The sequence below is a fragment of the uncultured Prevotella sp. genome, from assembly GCF_946407605.1.
In the GTDB taxonomy this organism is placed as follows: Bacteria; Bacteroidota; Bacteroidia; order Bacteroidales; family Bacteroidaceae; genus Prevotella.
On record NZ_CAMJOS010000038.1, the window covers coordinates 1 to 17,421 of the forward strand.

General features: G+C 52.7%; 12 protein-coding genes. 10 read left to right on the plus strand and 2 right to left on the minus strand.

Translation table 11 applies throughout. The features are described from left to right. Nucleotides 1–167: 167 nt before the first annotated feature. Together Q0R57_RS12745 and Q0R57_RS12750 are read right to left on the minus strand one after the other, a co-directional pair. A complete protein-coding gene (locus Q0R57_RS12745; protein ID WP_294748346.1) occupies nucleotides 168–269 on the minus strand; it encodes a smalltalk protein in 102 nt (33 codons plus the stop codon). Between the two features lie 110 nt (nucleotides 270–379). Next, nucleotides 380–979, minus strand: coding sequence for a DNA-binding protein (locus tag Q0R57_RS12750; RefSeq protein WP_294748349.1), 600 nt, complete (start codon nucleotides 977–979; stop codon nucleotides 380–382). Between the two features lie 792 nt (nucleotides 980–1,771). Here Q0R57_RS12750 and Q0R57_RS12755 point away from each other — a divergent pair. The 10 genes from Q0R57_RS12755 (at nucleotide 1,772) to Q0R57_RS12800 (ending at nucleotide 17,194) form a co-directional block, all read left to right on the plus strand. Next, nucleotides 1,772–5,359: a leucine-rich repeat protein gene (locus Q0R57_RS12755; RefSeq protein ID WP_294748351.1), complete on the plus strand. Its 3,588-nt coding sequence runs from the start codon at nucleotides 1,772–1,774 to the stop codon at nucleotides 5,357–5,359. 483 nt (nucleotides 5,360–5,842) lie between these two features. Beyond that, a complete protein-coding gene (locus tag Q0R57_RS12760; protein ID WP_294748353.1) occupies nucleotides 5,843–9,994 on the plus strand; it encodes a hypothetical protein in 4,152 nt (1,383 codons plus the stop codon). Between the two features lie 16 nt (nucleotides 9,995–10,010). Further along, entirely contained in the window at nucleotides 10,011–10,718 is a 708-nt protein-coding gene (locus Q0R57_RS12765) for a four helix bundle suffix domain-containing protein (RefSeq protein WP_366516867.1), read from the plus strand. Between the two features lie 6 nt (nucleotides 10,719–10,724). Further along, entirely contained in the window at nucleotides 10,725–11,615 is an 891-nt protein-coding gene (locus Q0R57_RS12770; protein ID WP_294748356.1) for a WYL domain-containing protein, read from the plus strand. 89 nt (nucleotides 11,616–11,704) lie between these two features. Continuing rightward, nucleotides 11,705–12,577: a LexA family transcriptional regulator gene (locus Q0R57_RS12775; RefSeq protein ID WP_294748359.1), complete on the plus strand. Its 873-nt coding sequence runs from the start codon at nucleotides 11,705–11,707 to the stop codon at nucleotides 12,575–12,577. A gap of 290 nt (nucleotides 12,578–12,867) precedes the next feature. Then, nucleotides 12,868–13,296, plus strand: a complete 429-nt coding sequence (locus Q0R57_RS12780; protein WP_294748361.1) for a lysozyme — start codon at nucleotides 12,868–12,870, stop codon at nucleotides 13,294–13,296. 4 nt (nucleotides 13,297–13,300) lie between these two features. Further along, entirely contained in the window at nucleotides 13,301–13,582 is a 282-nt protein-coding gene (locus tag Q0R57_RS12785) for a hypothetical protein (RefSeq protein ID WP_294748363.1), read from the plus strand. A gap of 250 nt (nucleotides 13,583–13,832) precedes the next feature. Then, nucleotides 13,833–14,498 carry a Rha family transcriptional regulator gene (locus Q0R57_RS12790; RefSeq protein ID WP_294748366.1) on the plus strand — a complete coding sequence of 222 codons (666 nt, stop codon included), beginning with the start codon at nucleotides 13,833–13,835 and terminating at the stop codon, nucleotides 14,496–14,498. 13 nt (nucleotides 14,499–14,511) lie between these two features. Then, the gene (locus Q0R57_RS12795) at nucleotides 14,512–16,767 is read left to right on the plus strand and encodes a hypothetical protein (RefSeq protein WP_294748371.1); all 2,256 of its coding nucleotides are present in this window, start codon (nucleotides 14,512–14,514) and stop codon (nucleotides 16,765–16,767) included. Nucleotides 16,768–16,804: 37 nt separating this feature from the next. Beyond that, on the plus strand, nucleotides 16,805–17,194 hold the full coding sequence (locus Q0R57_RS12800) for a hypothetical protein (RefSeq protein ID WP_294748374.1): 390 nt from the start codon (nucleotides 16,805–16,807) through the stop codon (nucleotides 17,192–17,194). Nucleotides 17,195–17,421: the final 227 nt, after the last annotated feature.

Below are 17,421 nucleotides of genomic sequence, written 5' to 3' on the forward strand. Positions count from 1 at the left end.
ACTTATGCCTCATCAGTCTGTCATAATGCCCCCTATCTACACGTTTATGAAAGTTTCTATACATAAAACGCACCGGCCCAGCAATTTTCTGAGTCGGTGCGTCCTTTCGTTTTCGTGTAGTGGGGGTAGGGCAGAGTCTATCCTCCCTTCACCCTTCACCCTTGACCTTACATGCATCCCATGCAAGAGGTCGTTCCCAGCGCAGTCAGCGCTGCCGTCAGTATCGATACGATAATCTGAATAACTGTTTTCCAACTTTCTTTCTTCATAGCATTACATTTTCAATTGTTTATTGGTAAGAGGGTGGGGCCCCTTTAATCATAGGGGCAAGCCCCTATGCTAGGTTATTTAACCCCTTCGGGGCCCCATGGTCTTCACCTTAGTTGTACCCGTCGCCGTTGTCACCACCTCCGGTGTTGTCACCACCGCTGGTGCCACCGTTCTGAGTGCCGCCGTTGCCTCCGTTCTGGGTGCCGCCGTTCTCCGTAGATCCGTTGTTCCCTGAGTTCGTGGTTCCGCCCTCGTTCTCGGGATCTTCGACGTTACCCTCGTCGGTGCTGGTGACGCGCTTCACCTCTTTGCCCTCGCGGTCGTAGCAGGTGATCTGTACAGCAGTCTTCGACAGCTCGTCCTTCAGGTCGACGTCGGGAGTGAAGATGATGCGACGACTCGAGATGAGGCCAGCCTTCACCTTGTTCACGTCGTCCACGCTCTTGGCGCGCAGTCCGAAGCGCATGGTGCCCAGTCCAGGCAGAGCCACGCTGTGGCCTTCGGTTGCCCAGGCCTTGATTACCTCGCCGGCTGCATCCCAGCAGGCCTGCATCACGCCTCGGCTCACACCCGAGCGCAGGGCAGCCTCCTTAATCACCTTGTCCTGAGTCAGAGCGGTGTACAGCTCAGGCATCATCACGTAACGGTAGGTCTCAGCATACTTGCCCACCTTGATCAGTTGTTCTTTTGCTTTTACTTTCAGTGCCATAATTTTGTGTGTTTCGAAATGGTTAGTAATTAAATTGTAAATATTTTTCACGTGTCACAAGTCCGACTCCATTTTGCCGCTTAACTTAAGAATTTTATCTCGCTAGCTAAGAAAAAATATTTCTCTAGTTGGGCGCATTTTCTATCTTTCTTTTGACTATGCAAAGGTACAACATTTTGATTGCGGTTCTCGAATACATTGTAAGAAATTTTATTATTTTTTTTCAGAAAACGTTGCGGCTGCTGCAGTGTTGACTTCGTCGACAACTGCTGGCGCTCGGCATAGCTCAAGCTCGCTTGGCTCTGCACTCACTGTTGCAGTGTTGCAGTTAAAAAATGGGAAGGCGAAAGCTGAAAAATATATCTATAATATATATATTATATATAATATATATATTATAGTACTTTTCTGAGGTCGTGAAGGAACCCTTTCGTGAACTGCAACACTGCAACACTGCATTGCTTTGCGTCTTTTTTTACTCACAATTTTTTGAGAAATAAATTTTCTGTTTCGCTCAATTTTTACTACCTCTGAGCTTCGCTCGCGCTCGGCATCCCGTAGGGTGACGCTTGCTACCAACGGGACGCAAGAAGGTAGGCTGCACCTCGAAAATAAAAATAAATGTTGATTTATTTTCTATTTCGCTCAATTTTTACTACCTTTGCACGCCGAAAGCGTGCTAGTCTGCTCACGCTCGGCCATTGATGCGAGCATTATGGCACTCGCTTAACCGCAGCTTTGCAGGCCGAAAACGTACAACATAATGATTAATCATTAAAACGAAATAGGATAATGAAGAGACATTTTTCCAAACAAAGTCTGTTGCGCACCATGATGATTGTCGCAACACTGTTGTTCATGATGCCTGCGCAGAATGCGTGGGCCGACAATGTGGCCACTGCAACGGTGGACGGTAACACATACACTTACAGCTCGCTTGAAGCTGCTGTCAGCGCGGCAAACGGCGCTCAGTCCACAGCCACCGTGACGTTGCTGAAGGACATCACTGAGCAGCCCTGCTCGCTTGAGGTCAAAAAGCCTATGATTATCGACCTCAATAATCATCGCATCAATACAACGACGAACTATTATCTGTTTTATATCTATCTGTCAAATGGTCAGCAGATGACCATCATGAATGGTTCAATTCGTGGACGACAAAATGACGTTTACATATATAAGGGTGAGGCTGTTCTTGAAAACATCACTGCCGAAGCCCCCAGTAGCGGTAGCGACTGTGTCTATATTTGTAACACCTGCTCCTTGACTATCAGCAAGAGCATTACTTTCGATGCCAGCATTTACAACCAAGGCTATGTGAAGATAGCTTCTGGCCAGAAACTTTACGATAAGAACGGCATAGAATACTCTGGCTATATCAACTCTCGGGTTGCCAACCTTGCTAACAATACGCTTTCTTATCTCGTTACCGTGACAGCCAACGGCACCACAACCCCTTACAACTCGCTTCAGGATGCTGTCAGCGCGGCAGCCAATGCCTACACCACTTACGGCACCGCAGCCACCATCACGCTGAATCATGACATCACCGCGCAGACTTGCTCGCTTGAGGTCAGAAAACCCATGATAATCGACCTCAACGGACATGTAGTGAATGCTAATAACCTTAATTACGGATATGGCATTTTTTCTATCATGAATGCCGAAGGCCAGGTCATCATTAAAAACGGTACGATTAGCAGACGAGGCGTAAACGATTATAATGGTTTTGCCATTTATAATTATAACAGCAACGTGGAACTTGAAAACGTAACTGTCAAGAACACCTATTCCACTGACAATCCCTGCCTCTATAACAGCGGCACGTTGACCATCAGCAAAAATATCACCCTCGTTGGCAGCATCAAAAACAGCGACAGCGGCACGGTGCAGATAGTCGATGGCCAGTTGCTTGGCGATGCGAGCGGAAAATACTACCTCGGCACCCTCACCTCAGCTCAGGTTGACGCCCTCTCTAACAATACGCTCAGCTCCCTCTCCGTTGTTGCCAGCGGAAGCTGCGGCACATACGTCAAATGGGCATTGACAGGCACGTCTCCCAACTACACCCTCACCATCAGTGGTACGGGCAATATGGCGGACTATTCTCTCACTAACCGGCCATGGGTGAACTACCTGGCTGGCATCGTTACCGTTGTCATTGAGGATGGTGTGAAAAGCATCGGCAGCGATGCTTTTAGGAATTGCACCAGTTTGGAATCTGTCACCATCCCCGCCAGCGTGACGAGCATCGGTGACTATGCCTTCAACAATTGCACTGGTCTGACGTCGGTCACCATCCCTGCCAGCGTGATGTACATCGGTGAGAATGCCTTCTGTGATACAGGTCTAACAACAATCACCATCCCCGCCAGCGTGACGAGCATTGGCAATAACGCCTTCGCAAACTGTAAATTGACATCAATCACTCTCTCTGAGGGCTTGACTACCATTAGCGCATATGCTTTCTCCAACAACGGAACTACTATAGAGAGCGTTTCCATCCCGCAGTCTGTTACTTCTATTGGCAATTGTGCTTTTAACGGAACAAGCGTCCAAAATTTCTACATCAACAATGTTCCAAGCGTATTAGCTATTGGCGAGAATTCTCCATTTAAGTCATCTGGTGTAACCATCCACGTCTTTACGCTGATGAAGAGTATTTTCGAAAATGCGACAAACTGGTCAAAATACAAAAGTCACTTCGTTGATGACATAGAAATCACCCATGTAGAGTCTGTCACTCTCGACAATGAGAGTATGATTGTGAAAACAAACGCTTCGGGCAAGCTGAATGCAACCATCAACCCTGCCGACGCTCGTGTCAAGGATGTCGTATTTACAAGTAGTAACGATAACATTGTCCATATCACAGATGCCGCCACAGGCGAATTCTTAGCAGGTTCACAAAATGGTACAGCAACCATCACATGTACAGCTTTGGACGGAAGTGGCGCTTATGCAACATGTAATGTAGAGGTAAATAATTATTTAACTCCTGCAGAATCTGTCACCCTCAACAAGACAACGAATAGCCTGGAAGTTGGCGGTCAATTCAATCTTACTGCGACTATATATCCTCTAAATGTCACATACAAAAATATTGTCTGGCGTACTTCTGACGAGACTGTCGCAACTGTAAATGACGGTACTGTCACAGCCGTAGCACCAGGCATAACTACCATCACGGCCATCTCTCAGGATGGTCAGGCACGTGCAAATTGCGTGGTATCCGTTATCGGCAGCTGCGGCACAGGCGTCACATGGGTGTTGACCGGAACATCTCCCAATTACACCCTCACCATCAGTGGTACGGGTGCCATGAAAGATTATGGTACTCCAGATGACCTGCCCTGGAAAGATTATCGTTCTCTCATTGCAAGTGTCGTCATTGAGAATGGCGTGACGAGCATCGGCAATATGGCCTTCGAAGGTTGTAACAATGCTAATCTAACATCGGTCACCATCCCTGTCAGTGTGGAGCGCATCGGTGATTATGCCTTTGCCTTCTGCTCTAATCTGACCATCGACCTCGATGCCTTCCTCGCCAAGAATATTCGCTTCGGTGATAATGCCTTTTATCAGATTAGCTGCCTAACAGGTTCGCTTGCTGACAATGGCAACAACACTGACAAGATAAAGATGTTAAGCAAGGCCACAGCCAACGTGACCCTTAGCGGTCGTACGCTCTATAAGGACGGCAACTGGAACACTATCTGCCTGCCGTTCAGCTTAGGCAATTTCAGCGCAGACGAGGGTCACCACTTCGACGGCACACCGCTCGAGGGTGCTACAGTGATGGAGCTTAAAGTCGCAGACTCCGAATTCGATGCCGCCTCTGGCACACTTAGTCTCTTCTTCACGGATGCTAAAAGCATTAGTGCTGGTACACCTTATATTGTTAAGTGGGAAGGCGATGGCACTAACAACCTCGTTAATCCCTTATTCACTGGCGTCAAAGTCTTTACCGACGCCCCGACACCTGTCCAAAGCCATGACGAGAAAGTACAGTTCCGCGGCATCTATAGCTCAACGAATATCTATAGCGCCGACCACGACAACCTGTTCCTTGGCATCGGCAAGAACAACCAGAACGAGGATGTGAGCATGCTCTACTGGCCTAACACCGAGGGCTACACACTGGGTGCCTTCCGTGCGTACTTCCATGTGGACCTCACAGAAACTAATGGGGTGCGTGATATCGTGCTGAACTTTGAGGACGGCACACAGACAACAGGTATTATAGGTCACACAGATAACACAGATAACACAGATAAGGCTGACGCCGCATGGTATTCGCTGGATGGACGGAAGCTGGATGCTAAGCCTAGTTCCAAGGGAATTTACATCCACGGAGGTCGCAAGACAGTAATAAAATAATTAATTGTCCCGCTTTAATTTTGTTTTCAGCTGCAAAGTTAATGCGGGACTTTTAATATACCCCTAGGCTTAGGCCGCTTCCGGACTGAATAACAAGGCGCAGAGTGATGGCTCTGCGCTTTTTTGCGCTCGAAAAAACTCATGTGTCAGGTACCAGGTCCATGACACATTCTTTATTCCATGTGTTTCTCGTTTTTTGTATCAAAATGTAACAAAATCGCTCCAAAATCACGTTAAACTCTTCAAATCATATCATTATTTGAAAAAAATATGTATCTTTGCAGCCGAAAGGCTGCGAAACTGCTCACGCTCGGCCGCTCGACCTCTGGTCGCTTGCCACCGAAGGGACGCAAGAATTGATGCAAGTATCATTGCTCTCGCTTAACCGCAGTTGTGCGGCGTAACGCCGCGATCGCTATAAAGCGAGGGGGCCGCATCGTTTTTTAGCGCCAATCAATGAATAACAAATAAAATGAATACAATATGAGAACCAAACAATTATTTCTGATCCTCGCCTTGCTCTGCGCCATGGTGCAGGGAGCGTGGGCGCAAGCCAGTTGGGAGGAGGTCTATGCTATGACCAATACCACATCAGCAAACTGGACGGCCTTGACCGAAGGCTCCACCACGGGGCGGACGCTCGGCACGGCAGGTACTACGACGTATTACTACGCCGACGCGAACCTCACGTTCACCAACAGCACGGCTGGCGGCAGCGGCCTGACCATCCTGGGCACGGTGTATCTCTACCTGTCTGAGGGCGTGACCGTCACCTGCACGGGAGCCAATGCCAGCGGACAGACGGGTGCCGGTGCCGGCATTGAGCTGACGGAGGGCAACGCGCTCTACCTCCTCGGCAAGGGCGAAGTCATTGCCACGGGCGGCAATGCTGCGAATGGCGGCAATGGCGGCAATGGCGGCGACGCAGGTTGGGACAGTAATAACTACTGGTCTGGCACCGGTGGCACAGGCGGCCATGGTGGCGGCGGTGCCGGTGCGGGCATCGGTACACGCGGCGGCGATGGCGGCGCTGGCGGTAGCGGCGCTGCAAATAAGACCTCTGCATGGAGTACGGATTTTGGCCGCTGTGGTTCTAATGGCGAAGCCGGTGCAACCGCCGGTGCCATGGGCGGACTCTGTGTGTCCACGTCCTTCGGCAGTCTGACTGCCACTGGCGGCGCAGCAGCAAGCCAGGGCGGCAGTGCCGGCAGTGCCGGCAAGAGCGCTTTTTATGACGGGACGAGCAACAACTATAGTGCAGCCGGCGGCGGTGGCGGCGGCGGTGGCGGCTTCGGCGGCGCAGCCAGCAATATCGGCACCGGTGGTCCTGGCGGTGGCGGTGGTGGCGGCGGTGCCTCCAGCAACCTTGACTACGCAGCTTCTGGTTACTACGTTGTCAAGGCACCTGGCGGCAAGGGCGGCCAGAATGTTGACGGGACCTGGGCTTCCGCAGGCGCAGAAGGTATCATGAATCATAATGCCTTCAAAACTGGACAAGTAACAACCAATGGCTCAGGTTGGGAGGACGATAAATGGAACTACGACAGCTCTGTCAGCAGTCAGGGTGTAGGCATCGGCGGCAGTGCCGGCTTCTGCGGTAATGTCAGCACCAGCGAATCGGCCATCAGCATCACTACAAATACAGTACTTCCTACGCAGGAAGAATGGGATGTGGTCTGTTCTCAGACGAATACCAGCCAGAGCCAATGGACGGCACTGCCTTTCGGAACCAGTATGGGAACCACGATTGGCACAGCAGGTACTACGACGTATTATTACGCCACGGGCGACCGCACGTTCATCAACGCCAACGCTGGCGGCAGTGGCCTAACCATCCTGGGCGCGGTGTATCTCTTCGTCGCCTCCGGGCAGACCATTACCTGCAAGGGAGCCAATGCCGTCGGACAGACGGGTGCCGGTGCGGGCATCGAACTGACGGAAGGCAACGTCCTCTTCCTCCTCGGCCAGGGTAATGTCAATGCTACTGGCGGCAATGCTGCGGGTGGCGGTAACGGCACGAATGGCAGTGACGCTGGTTGGGACAATAGTAACTACTGGTCTGGCACTGGTGGTGCCGGTGGCAATGGCGGCGGCGGTGCCGGCGCGGGCATCGGCACGCGCGGCGGCCAGGGCGGCAGTGGCGGTGCCGGGGCTGCAAGTGTAGTTTCAGCTTATAGTACGGCTGGTGGCGGCAGCGGTTCCGCTGGTCAAGCAGGTGCAACCGCTGGCAGCATGGGCTATCTCTATGTGATAGGGACCTCCTTCCATCTGACTGCCACGGGTGGCGCAGCAGCAAACTCAAGCGGCAGCGCAGGCAGTGCGGGCATAAGCATTTTAGATGACGACACGAGCAACAACTATGGTGCAGCCGGCGGCGGTGGCGGCGGCGGTGGCGGCTTCGGCGGCACTGCCAGCAATATCGGCACCGGCGGGCCCGGCGGCGGTGGCGGTGGCGGCGGTACCTCTGGCAACCTTGACTGGGCAGGTTCTGGTTACTACGTTGTCAAGGCTCCGGGCGGCAAGGGCGGCCAGAATGCTGACGGAACTTGGGCTGACGCAGGTGGCGAAAGCATCCTGAATTATAATAACCTCAACAACGGCCAAGCCTACTCCAATTCTGCTGGTTGGAGCAACAACGACAGCTACACCAGTAGTCAGGCTGTAGGCACTGAAGGCAGCAGCGGCGCATTAGGCAATGCCAGCACCAGCGAGTCGGAAATCACTATGACGGTGAAACTGCCTTCGCAAAGCGAATGGGATGTGGTCTGTGCTCAGACGAACACCAATCAGAGGCAATGGACTCTGCTGCCTTTCGGGGGCAGTAAGGGAATCACAATTGGCGCAGCAGGTACTACGACGTATTATTTTGCCACGGGCGACGGCTCGTTCACCAACAGCAACGCCGGCGGCAGCGGCATGACCATCCTGGGCACGGTGCATATCTTCATCGCCTCCGGGCAGACCATTACCTGCAAGGGTACCGATGCTAACGGAACCACGGGCGGCGGTGCCGGCATTGAACTGACGGAAGGCAACACGCTCTACCTCATCGGCAGCGGCAAGCTCGTAACCACAGGTGGCAATGCGGCCAATGGCGGCAATGGCCAGAACGGAAGGGATGCATCTGGCAACGCTAGAGGAAACTATTATGATGTACAATCTGGTGACGGCGGTCGTGGTGGTGACGGCGGCGGCGGTGCCGGTGCAGGCATCGGCACACATGGCGGCAATGGCGGTGCAGGCGGTGCCGGTGGCGCAAGATTGTCCTACACTTTAAAAGGAACAATTAGGCTCTCGGGCAACATAGGTAATAATGGTGACAACGGCGGTACCGCTGCCGACATGGGCACGCTCTATATTTACCAGATACCCGCCCTCACGACTGAGATTCATGGTGGCAGCGGTGGCACCAGTAGCGCCAATGGTGGCGCTGGAGGCCGCCACGCTTTATTTGAAACGCATCCTGGAGATGGTTGTACTTGGCTTGGAACTGTGGGTGGCGGCGCAGGCGGTGCCGGCGGTGGCTTTGGCGGCGCAGCCAGCGACATCGGCACCGGCGGCCCTGGTGGAGGCGGTGGAGGCGGTGGCTCCTCAGGAAGCGTTCAAAACTGGGCAGATAATACCTACTTCCTTCAAGTAGGAGCCTTCGGAGGTGCCCCCGGTGCTAATGTAGATGGAACGCTTGCTGGCGCAGGTGAAAGCACGCTGATGGTTGACGTAAACAACTTGGCCCAAACAAACAGAAACCCTTCTGGATTATATAACGGCGGCTGGGGGAAAAATGCCGGCGACAACCGCGCTGCCGGCGGCAGTGGCGGCACTGCGGGCACTGCCAGCACCAGCGGCACGTACAACGTGGTACCCGCCATCATCAACCTGGCTGACAACGCCGACAACAGCACGACCATCAATACGGCTGACGGCTTTTTAGCCAATGTGACGCTCAGCGGCCGCACGCTCTATAAGGACGGCAAGTGGAACACGCTGTGCCTGCCGTTCGCAGTGACCGTGGGCAGCGACGTGATGGCGGGTGCCACAGCCATGACGATGAATGCCTCGGAGTCGGGCTTCGACGCCTCGACGGGCGTGCTGACGCTGAACTTCGACAATGTGACCTCTGGCAATACCATCGCCGCCGGCACGCCGTTCATCGTGAAGTGGACGGGCACGGATCTCCCCAACCCCGTGTTCTATGGCGTGACCATCGACAACAGCGACGAAGCCTTGGCCCGCAAGACCGTGACTAGCACGGACAACCTTGTGCAGTTCCGCGGCATCTATAGCTCAACGAATATCTATAGCGCCGACCACGACAACCTGTTCCTTGGCATCGGCAAGAACAACCAGAACGAGGATGTGAGCATGCTCTACTGGCCTAACACCGAGGGCTACACACTGGGTGCCTTCCGTGCGTACTTCCATGTGGACCTCACAGAAACTAATGGGGTGCGTGATATCGTGCTGAACTTTGAGGACGGCACACAGACAACAGGTATTATAGGTCACACAGATAACACAGATAACACAGATAAGGCTGACGCCGCATGGTATACCATCAATGGCGTCCGATTGAGCGCTAAGCCAACGGCTAAAGGATTGTATGTCCACGGAAATAGAAAGGTCGTGATTAAGTAATCTGTGTTGCGTAATTATGGATGAAGATAAAGATTTCCTGCGGCAAGACAATAACTATCGGACGTTGAAGGCGTTCCAGAAGGCGGAATGCATCTACGACGTGACGTATTACTTTGCCAACACGTATCTGAAGGTGGGCGACCGCACCATAGACCAAATGGTGCAGGCGGCACGTTCGGGCAAGCAGAACTTGGCGGAGGGAAACATCGATGGCATCACGTCGCGCGAAATGGAGCTGAAGCTGACAAACGTGAACCGTGCATCGCTGCATGAGCTGTTGCTTGACTACGAGGACTACCTGCGCGTAAGGGGTCTGGAGCAATGGGCGCATGATGACCCACGATGCGTGCAGACGCGTACGTTCTGTAAGGCTCATCTCGACTCTGCCATCTTTAGAGAGAAGATCAAGGAGCGCTCTGACGAGACGATCGCCAACATCGCCATCACGCTGATTCACCAATGCGACATTCTTATCCGTGGACTCATTGAGTGGAAGAAGCGCGACTTCTTGGAGAAAGGCGGCATCAAAGAGGAGATGTATCAGGCTAGGAAGGACTGGCAGAAGAAAAATGGGGCCTATGGGAAGATTCCGTATGAGGGGAATGGTGGTAATGGGCGATATGGGGGTAATGGGGTTAATGGGTCTAATGGGGTTAATGGGCAGAAGCCCGACCAGCCTAACCAACCCAATAACCCCAATAAACCCACTCAGCCCAACAAATAAAAGCATATGAAACCAGCTCAGATTTTCTACCAGTACATCTGGATTATTAATACGTTCAGGGCCTATCGCAAGCTGACCCTCGAAGAACTGAACCAGAAGTGGATTGATGATAAAGTGGCTGACGGCAACCCGCTGCCACGATCGTCGTTCCATCGTCATCGCAGCGCCATACTCGACATGTTTGGCATCATCCTTGAGTGCGATAACCATACCAATAAATATTACATCAGCAATATGGAGGTGATCAGCGACGACAATATAGAGCGCTGGCTCTTCTCCACGCTCAATGTGCATGGCGTGCTGGCTGATAGTGCCGCTGTGAAGGAGCGTTTGGTGCTGGAAGAGTCACCTGCGGGCGAGCAGTATCTCGACATCATCATCCGCGCCATCAAGACCAACCGCCGCCTGCGCATGGGCTACAAGAAGTTCGAGGCCGAGGGCTACGAGAGGGTGGTGTGCCCCTACGCGCTGAAGCTGTTTCGCCAGCGCTGGTATCTGTTGGCGCTGAACGACGAGGACCAGATGCGCATCTACGCTCTCGACCGCATGACGATGATGGAGCCGACGGATGAGAATTTCGAGATGCCCGCCGACTTCTCGCCCCAGAATTATTTCGCAGAGTACTTTGGCGTTCTGACAGACGCAACGCCTATGGCCCACGTCATCGTGCGTGCCCATAAGTGGATGCCCAACTACCTGCGCACGCTGCCCCTGCACCACTCGCAGCGCGAGTTGGAATCAACTCCTGACTACACCGACTTCTCCTACGACATCCGTCCCACCAGCGATTTCCTGGGCGAGCTTCTGCGCCACAGCGACGGCATCGAAGTGCTCCAGCCGCTGGATCTTCGTGAGAAAATGCGGCAAATCATAGAGAATATTCTTAAAAGATATTAATTTTTAAGGGGGTGTCTCGACTTTTGGGACACCCTCTTTTTTATTTTGCAGCCGAAAATTTGATTTAGTAACTAGAAAACGAATGCAAAATGAAAAATGTATCAAAGAGAAAAGGAACAGGACTGAACGTATTGAGCATGGAAGAGACCTTGGCTTTCTTCGAGAGCAAGGGTATTAAGTGTGAGGTGTGCGACACGCAGGTGCCTTATTTCACGGACGGTGTTCCGGCAGGATATCCGGAGGCTCCTGGCGACTATGACGGCGAGTATGTGATGATGCCGAAAGAGTTTCTGAAAATGTGCGACTTCGTAGTTGCGGTTCGCGGCATGTCGATGAAGGATGCCGACATCTACGACGGTGACGACGTGATGGTGAAGAACAGCGACAGCTATGACGACGGCGACGTGGTGGTGGCTTTGCTCGACGGAGAATCGACGCTGAAGGCCTATTGTCACGATGAAAACAACGAGGAATGGCTGATTCCTGACAACGACAGCTTTCCACCGATACGCGTGGCCGACTATACTTCGGCCTATATCCTGGGGCGCGTCACGGGAGTGAGGAAGAAGGCTCCGCGCACCAAGTTCTCTACGATGCGCCGCCGACTGATGGAGACCAGACAGATGAGTAAGCGCAAAGTGACCGACGAGATGGTGCGCCAGGCCGTGATACAGGTGATAAAAGACATCAAGGTGTCGCGTATGTGGTTTGTGGTCTATCACGTGCTGGTCGATGTAGGTTATCTGAAAACGGGCAACTACGAGGGTCTTAAGACAAAGATGGATGAGCTGTTTCCCGATAACGACTTCGCCATCAACCCGCGTGACTTCTGCAGGATGGATGTGCTCTCGTTCAGCAAAAGCATCTCGCTGTGGGATGAGCAGAACGCTCCTGTGATAGGCAAACGCTTTCAGGACTATCTGCGGTTGGCAACCGACCTGACGGCGCTGCTTAGAAGCTGAAAAACTTTCGCAAACTTTCGCAAAATCCTGAAAAACTTTCGCAAAGAGCCAAAACTTTCGCAAAAACTTTCGCAAACTTTCGCACGATGGATATTTCCTTCCATCGTGCTTTTTTTGTGCTTAACTTTGCATCGTCAACGAACGGAAACGGGGATTGACAAGCGATCTCAAACTTATTGATACAGCGACCCCACCGGTAGGCCGGTGGATGACAATAAACATTATACATTCTTGGACGAGCCAAGCGGCGAAGCCGAGCGAAACATTAAATTTCAGAGAACATTAAACACATGAAAACAAGTGAGATTTTAAAGACGCAGCTGAAGTCCTTTGAGGGCTTGCTGCTGGTGGCCACGGAAGACGTGGGCGGCGTGCTGACCATAGGTTATGGGCACACGGGAAAGGATGTGAGTGTGGGCGACCGCATCTCGGAGTACTGGGCGGAGGAGCTGCTGATGCGCGACCTCGAGAAGGTGGAGAGCCAGGTGAACAGGCTGGGCGTAGCCAGGACGCAGGGACAGTTTGACGCGCTGGTGTCGTTTGTCTTTAACCTGGGCATAGGGCGGCTCCTGCACTCAACACTGCTGAGGGTAATACGCAACGGCGGCAGTAAGTCGCAGATTCAACGGGAATTCAAGAAGTGGGTCTATGCCGGAGGCAAGAGGCTCCGAGGCCTGGAGAAGCGACGGGAATGGGAAGCGAGGAGATTCTTTGAGTAAAATTATGGAAGTAAAGATTTTAAAAGTGGTACGCCAGGGCGAGGCCTTTAGCGTACAGTCAAGTAAGAATGAGGCTGGCAGCATCCAGAAGTGCAACATCGTGCTGAAGGAGCTGGGCGGCAAGTTTGAAAACGAATATGTGTGCGCCATGCTGGGCAACCTGGCGGCGTGCAGGTTCTACGAAGGTGACGTGGTCATGGCCACGCTTCGTTTCTCTACACACGAATATCAGGGACAGACGTTCCAAGAAATCTTGGTAACGGATATCGTGAAGCTTCAACTTTAAGAAACGAATTTTTTTAAGAAACGATTTTTTTAAGAAACGAATTGGAATAATGAGAATAATTAATCCACGAATGAGAATAAAAACTCTTTAATGAGAATAAAAAATTATTCGTTCTAATTCGTTCCAATTATTCTAATTCGTTTCCAAGAAAAACAAAACAACAATTTGAGTTGAAAGACGAGCGGAGAAGTATCGATGAAATGAGCTCAACTACCTTCGCTTTTCCAAAGCTCGCTAAAAACTCAAAATTATGACACAGATTATTAATATTAATAAGGTACAAACAATGACGTCGCTCGAGATTGCCGAGCTGACAGGTAAACAACACAAAAACATCATGCAGGCCATCAGGAATATGGAGCCTGCATGGGAGAAAATCACTGGGCTGAAATTACAGCTCAGTACTTACAAGGACTCAACGGGGCGCTCACTGCCTTGCTACCAACTCACCAAGACCGAGTGTCTTTACATCGCCACGAAGTTCAATGACGAGGCGCGTGCGAAGCTGGTGCTGAGGTGGCAGGAGCTGGAGACGGAAGATATAAGAAGGAAGATGTCAGAGGTAAGATGTCTGCCTGAACCGAAGGAGATTCTGCGACTGGCGGACGAGATCATGGGCGAGGGCCTGCGGATGCTGAACGAGCCGGCGGAGGACACGCTGACGGCGACGCAGGTGGCGAAGACATTCAACATGAACACGCTCGACTTCAACGCCGTGCTGAGCGACATGGGCATACAGTACCGCCGCGATGGACACTGGAACATCAGCGACGACCTGGCTGACCGCGACCTGGTGCGTATGAGGACGCACGTGAGCTACTCGCTGAAGGGCGAGAAGAAAATCAAGGTCTATATGACGTGGACGATGGACGGACTCAGATTCTTGAATGCAAAACTGGGATACCCGAACTTTTAATTAGTAATTGAAGATGAGTGTACATATGATTTATTATAAGGATGGGGCGAAGAGGATGCGCCCCGTCCTGACGAGGGAGGAGTATCTGAGGCTGAGGAATGGCGGGGAACAGAGGCAGCTGGTAGAGCGTATCCGCAATGGCGAGGACGGGCTGAAGGCGAAGCTGGTGCAGATGAACTACAGCTGTCTGCCCAACGAGGACGGGAGCCTGAAGGGGTCGAAATGCCTGAGCACGACGGTGGGCATGGATATCGACCACCTGACGAAGGAGGAGATGCCGGTGGTCCGCCAGCGGATACTCAGCAAGAAGGACGAGCTGGGTCTGCTGATGATGGAGGAGAGTGCCCGTGGCGGGGGTTACCATCTGGTGTTCCGTCGCCGACCGGAGCTGAGTCAAGAGGAGAACCTGAAGTGGGCCTCAGACCTACTGGAGGTAGAGTTTGACAAGGGAGCGAAGGACATTACGCGCGTGTTCTTTACCACGACGGAAGCCGAGCTGATCTATCTGGATGATGAGATCTTTGAAATTGTTGCAGAGTTGCAGTGTTGCAGTTCTCAAGATCAGACATCAGACTTCAAACATCAGCCATCATTTGACCCAGAGGCAAGGTACAACGGGGTGCTGTTCACGGACATCATCGCGAAGTATTGGGAGTTGTTCAACGGCGGCAAGGAACCTACGGAGGGCGACCGCAACGTGCTGACATTTGAGTTGGCTATGACCATCCGAAGCATCTGCGGCTACTCGCTGGAAAAACTGATGCAGGTTATTCCCAACTACTGGAAGACTCACCCCCAGCCCCTCTCTGCTCAGAGAGGGGAGACAAAATGCTCTCCTGAGGAAGAGGCTGAGTGGCGCAAGACGCTGGAGAATGCGCTCAAAGAGCCGCGTAAGGGGATGCCCTACAGATTGAAGCAGGTGTTGCAGGCGTTGAAGTCGCAGCAGGCGGTGAAGGCTTGTGGCGGTACGCTGACCACACCGCCACCAATGCCGAAGAAGCTGCCGCCACTGATAAGGTTGTTGACGAAGAACGTGCCCTGGTTCTACAAGCCCGCTGTGGCCAATGCGGTGTTTCCTGGGCTGGGTGCCCATCTGCACGGCGTGAAGTTCCGCTACTGGGATAATGTGGAGCATGAGGCCACGTTTATGAACATCCTGATAGGTAGGCAGTCGATAGGTAAGGGCACCATCAAGAAGCCCATCGAGTACATTATGGAGGACATCAGGCAGCGCGACCAGCCCAACCGTCAGCGCGAGGCGGATTGGAAGCAGAAGAACCCAGGCGCCAAGCAGAAGAAAGACCCGCGGCCCACGGACATCTGCATTCAGATGTTGATAGACAACCTGACGGATGCCGTCTTCAACCAGCGCATCGTGGATGTCAACAACAACGGCGAGCGATTCATCTACACCATCGTGGACGAGATAGAGGGCTTGAAGAAGGTGACGTCGAAGGGTACGGTGGATGAGGTGGGTCTGCTGATCAGAAAGGCCTTTGACAACAGTGATGCCGGACAGGAGCGCGTAGGGGCCGACAGCGTCAGCGGCATAGCCCCTCTGCGCTGGAACTTCAACGCGTCAACGACGCCGCCCAACGCCCGCAAGTTCTTCTATAAGATGGTGAACGACGGTACCGTGAGCCGACTGGACATCTCGACCATCATCAGGAGTGATGATGACGACGATGACACGGCACCTGTGCTGGGCATCTACGACCACACGTTTGCCGAGGAGCTGAAGCCCTACATCGACCGCTTGGATGCTGCCAACGGACTCATTGAGTGTGCGCAGGCGAAAAAGTTGTCGCTCGACATGAAGCAGGAGAACAAGGATGCCGCCAAGCTCTATGAGAGCGAGGCCTACCGCGTGTTCAGTTATCGTGCCAACGTGATAGCCTGGCTGAAGGGCATGGTGCTCTACGTGGCGCACGGCTACAAATGGAGTAAGGAAATTGCGGATTTCGTGCGCTGGACTGAGCAGTATAACCTTTGGTGTAAGATGCTGTACTTCGGTCAGCAGCTGGAGAAGGAGCTGCGCGAGGAGGTGGAGATTCAGCGTCAGTCAGGACCGCAGAACCTGCTGGAGTTGCTGCCCGATGAGTTCACCACGTCACAGTACCGCCAGATGCGACAGCAGCAGGGTAAGTCAGGTGATGGTGACAGCACGCTGCGCAGCTGGCAGAGTCGCGGACACATCGTGTATGACGAGGTGAGCGGCAGGTACTGCAAGACGGAAGCGTACAAGAGGCGCTTTGCTAGTGAAAAGTGAAAAGTGAAAAGTGAAAAGTGAAAAATTTGCTTCCGCAATGATAACTATTGAGAACAATCAGGAATGCTTCGTGGGGCTCTGGCGTAAGCTGGAGCGCACGAGGCAGCTCCTCGGAGGACAGTATAAGCGGTTCTGCATCCGCCATGTGTTGAAGGCGTGGTTCGGAGGTGAGGCCACCGATGACTTTATATGGAATGTCTGTCACAAGGCCGTCGTCGACGATGAGCCGCAGGAGGGCTGGAACGAGCTGCCTGCACCGAGCCTCTATCCGCGCAAGCACCGTGAGTTGTTGCGTGCTATCGTGGCCGTACGTCTGGGCATCAGCTACTACAAGGTAAACCTAAAAGCCCTCGACAGCGCCTACAGCATCGCATTCCCTCATAGTACACCGATTAATGTGAATAAGAAAGGTGAAGGCTGCGAGTAAGCGAGAACAATGCCAAATCGCATTTGAGCATTGTCGAGCGTGAGCAGACTAGACCGTAGGTCAAAGGTGAACAAGAAAGGTGAAAGGTGAAGGGTGAAGGGTGAAAGGTGAAGGCTGCGAGTAAGCGAGAGGAGAGCCAAGCTCGCTTGAGCTCTACCGAGCGTGAGCAGACTAGACCGTAGGTCAAAGAGGTTAGGCCAAAGGCCCCGAAGGGGTCAAATAACCTA

Coding starts and splice junctions, on each gene's coding strand:
- Q0R57_RS12745 (WP_294748346.1), bottom strand. CDS start 269: ATGAAGAAAGAAAGTTGGAAAACAGTTATTCAGATTATCGTATCGATA.
- Q0R57_RS12750 (WP_294748349.1), bottom strand. CDS start 979: ATGGCACTGAAAGTAAAAGCAAAAGAACAACTGATCAAGGTGGGCAAG.
- Q0R57_RS12755 (WP_294748351.1), top strand. CDS start 1,772: ATGAAGAGACATTTTTCCAAACAAAGTCTGTTGCGCACCATGATGATT.
- Q0R57_RS12760 (WP_294748353.1), top strand. CDS start 5,843: ATGAGAACCAAACAATTATTTCTGATCCTCGCCTTGCTCTGCGCCATG.
- Q0R57_RS12765 (WP_366516867.1), top strand. CDS start 10,011: ATGGATGAAGATAAAGATTTCCTGCGGCAAGACAATAACTATCGGACG.
- Q0R57_RS12770 (WP_294748356.1), top strand. CDS start 10,725: ATGAAACCAGCTCAGATTTTCTACCAGTACATCTGGATTATTAATACG.
- Q0R57_RS12775 (WP_294748359.1), top strand. CDS start 11,705: ATGAAAAATGTATCAAAGAGAAAAGGAACAGGACTGAACGTATTGAGC.
- Q0R57_RS12780 (WP_294748361.1), top strand. CDS start 12,868: ATGAAAACAAGTGAGATTTTAAAGACGCAGCTGAAGTCCTTTGAGGGC.
- Q0R57_RS12785 (WP_294748363.1), top strand. CDS start 13,301: ATGGAAGTAAAGATTTTAAAAGTGGTACGCCAGGGCGAGGCCTTTAGC.
- Q0R57_RS12790 (WP_294748366.1), top strand. CDS start 13,833: ATGACACAGATTATTAATATTAATAAGGTACAAACAATGACGTCGCTC.
- Q0R57_RS12795 (WP_294748371.1), top strand. CDS start 14,512: ATGAGTGTACATATGATTTATTATAAGGATGGGGCGAAGAGGATGCGC.
- Q0R57_RS12800 (WP_294748374.1), top strand. CDS start 16,805: ATGATAACTATTGAGAACAATCAGGAATGCTTCGTGGGGCTCTGGCGT.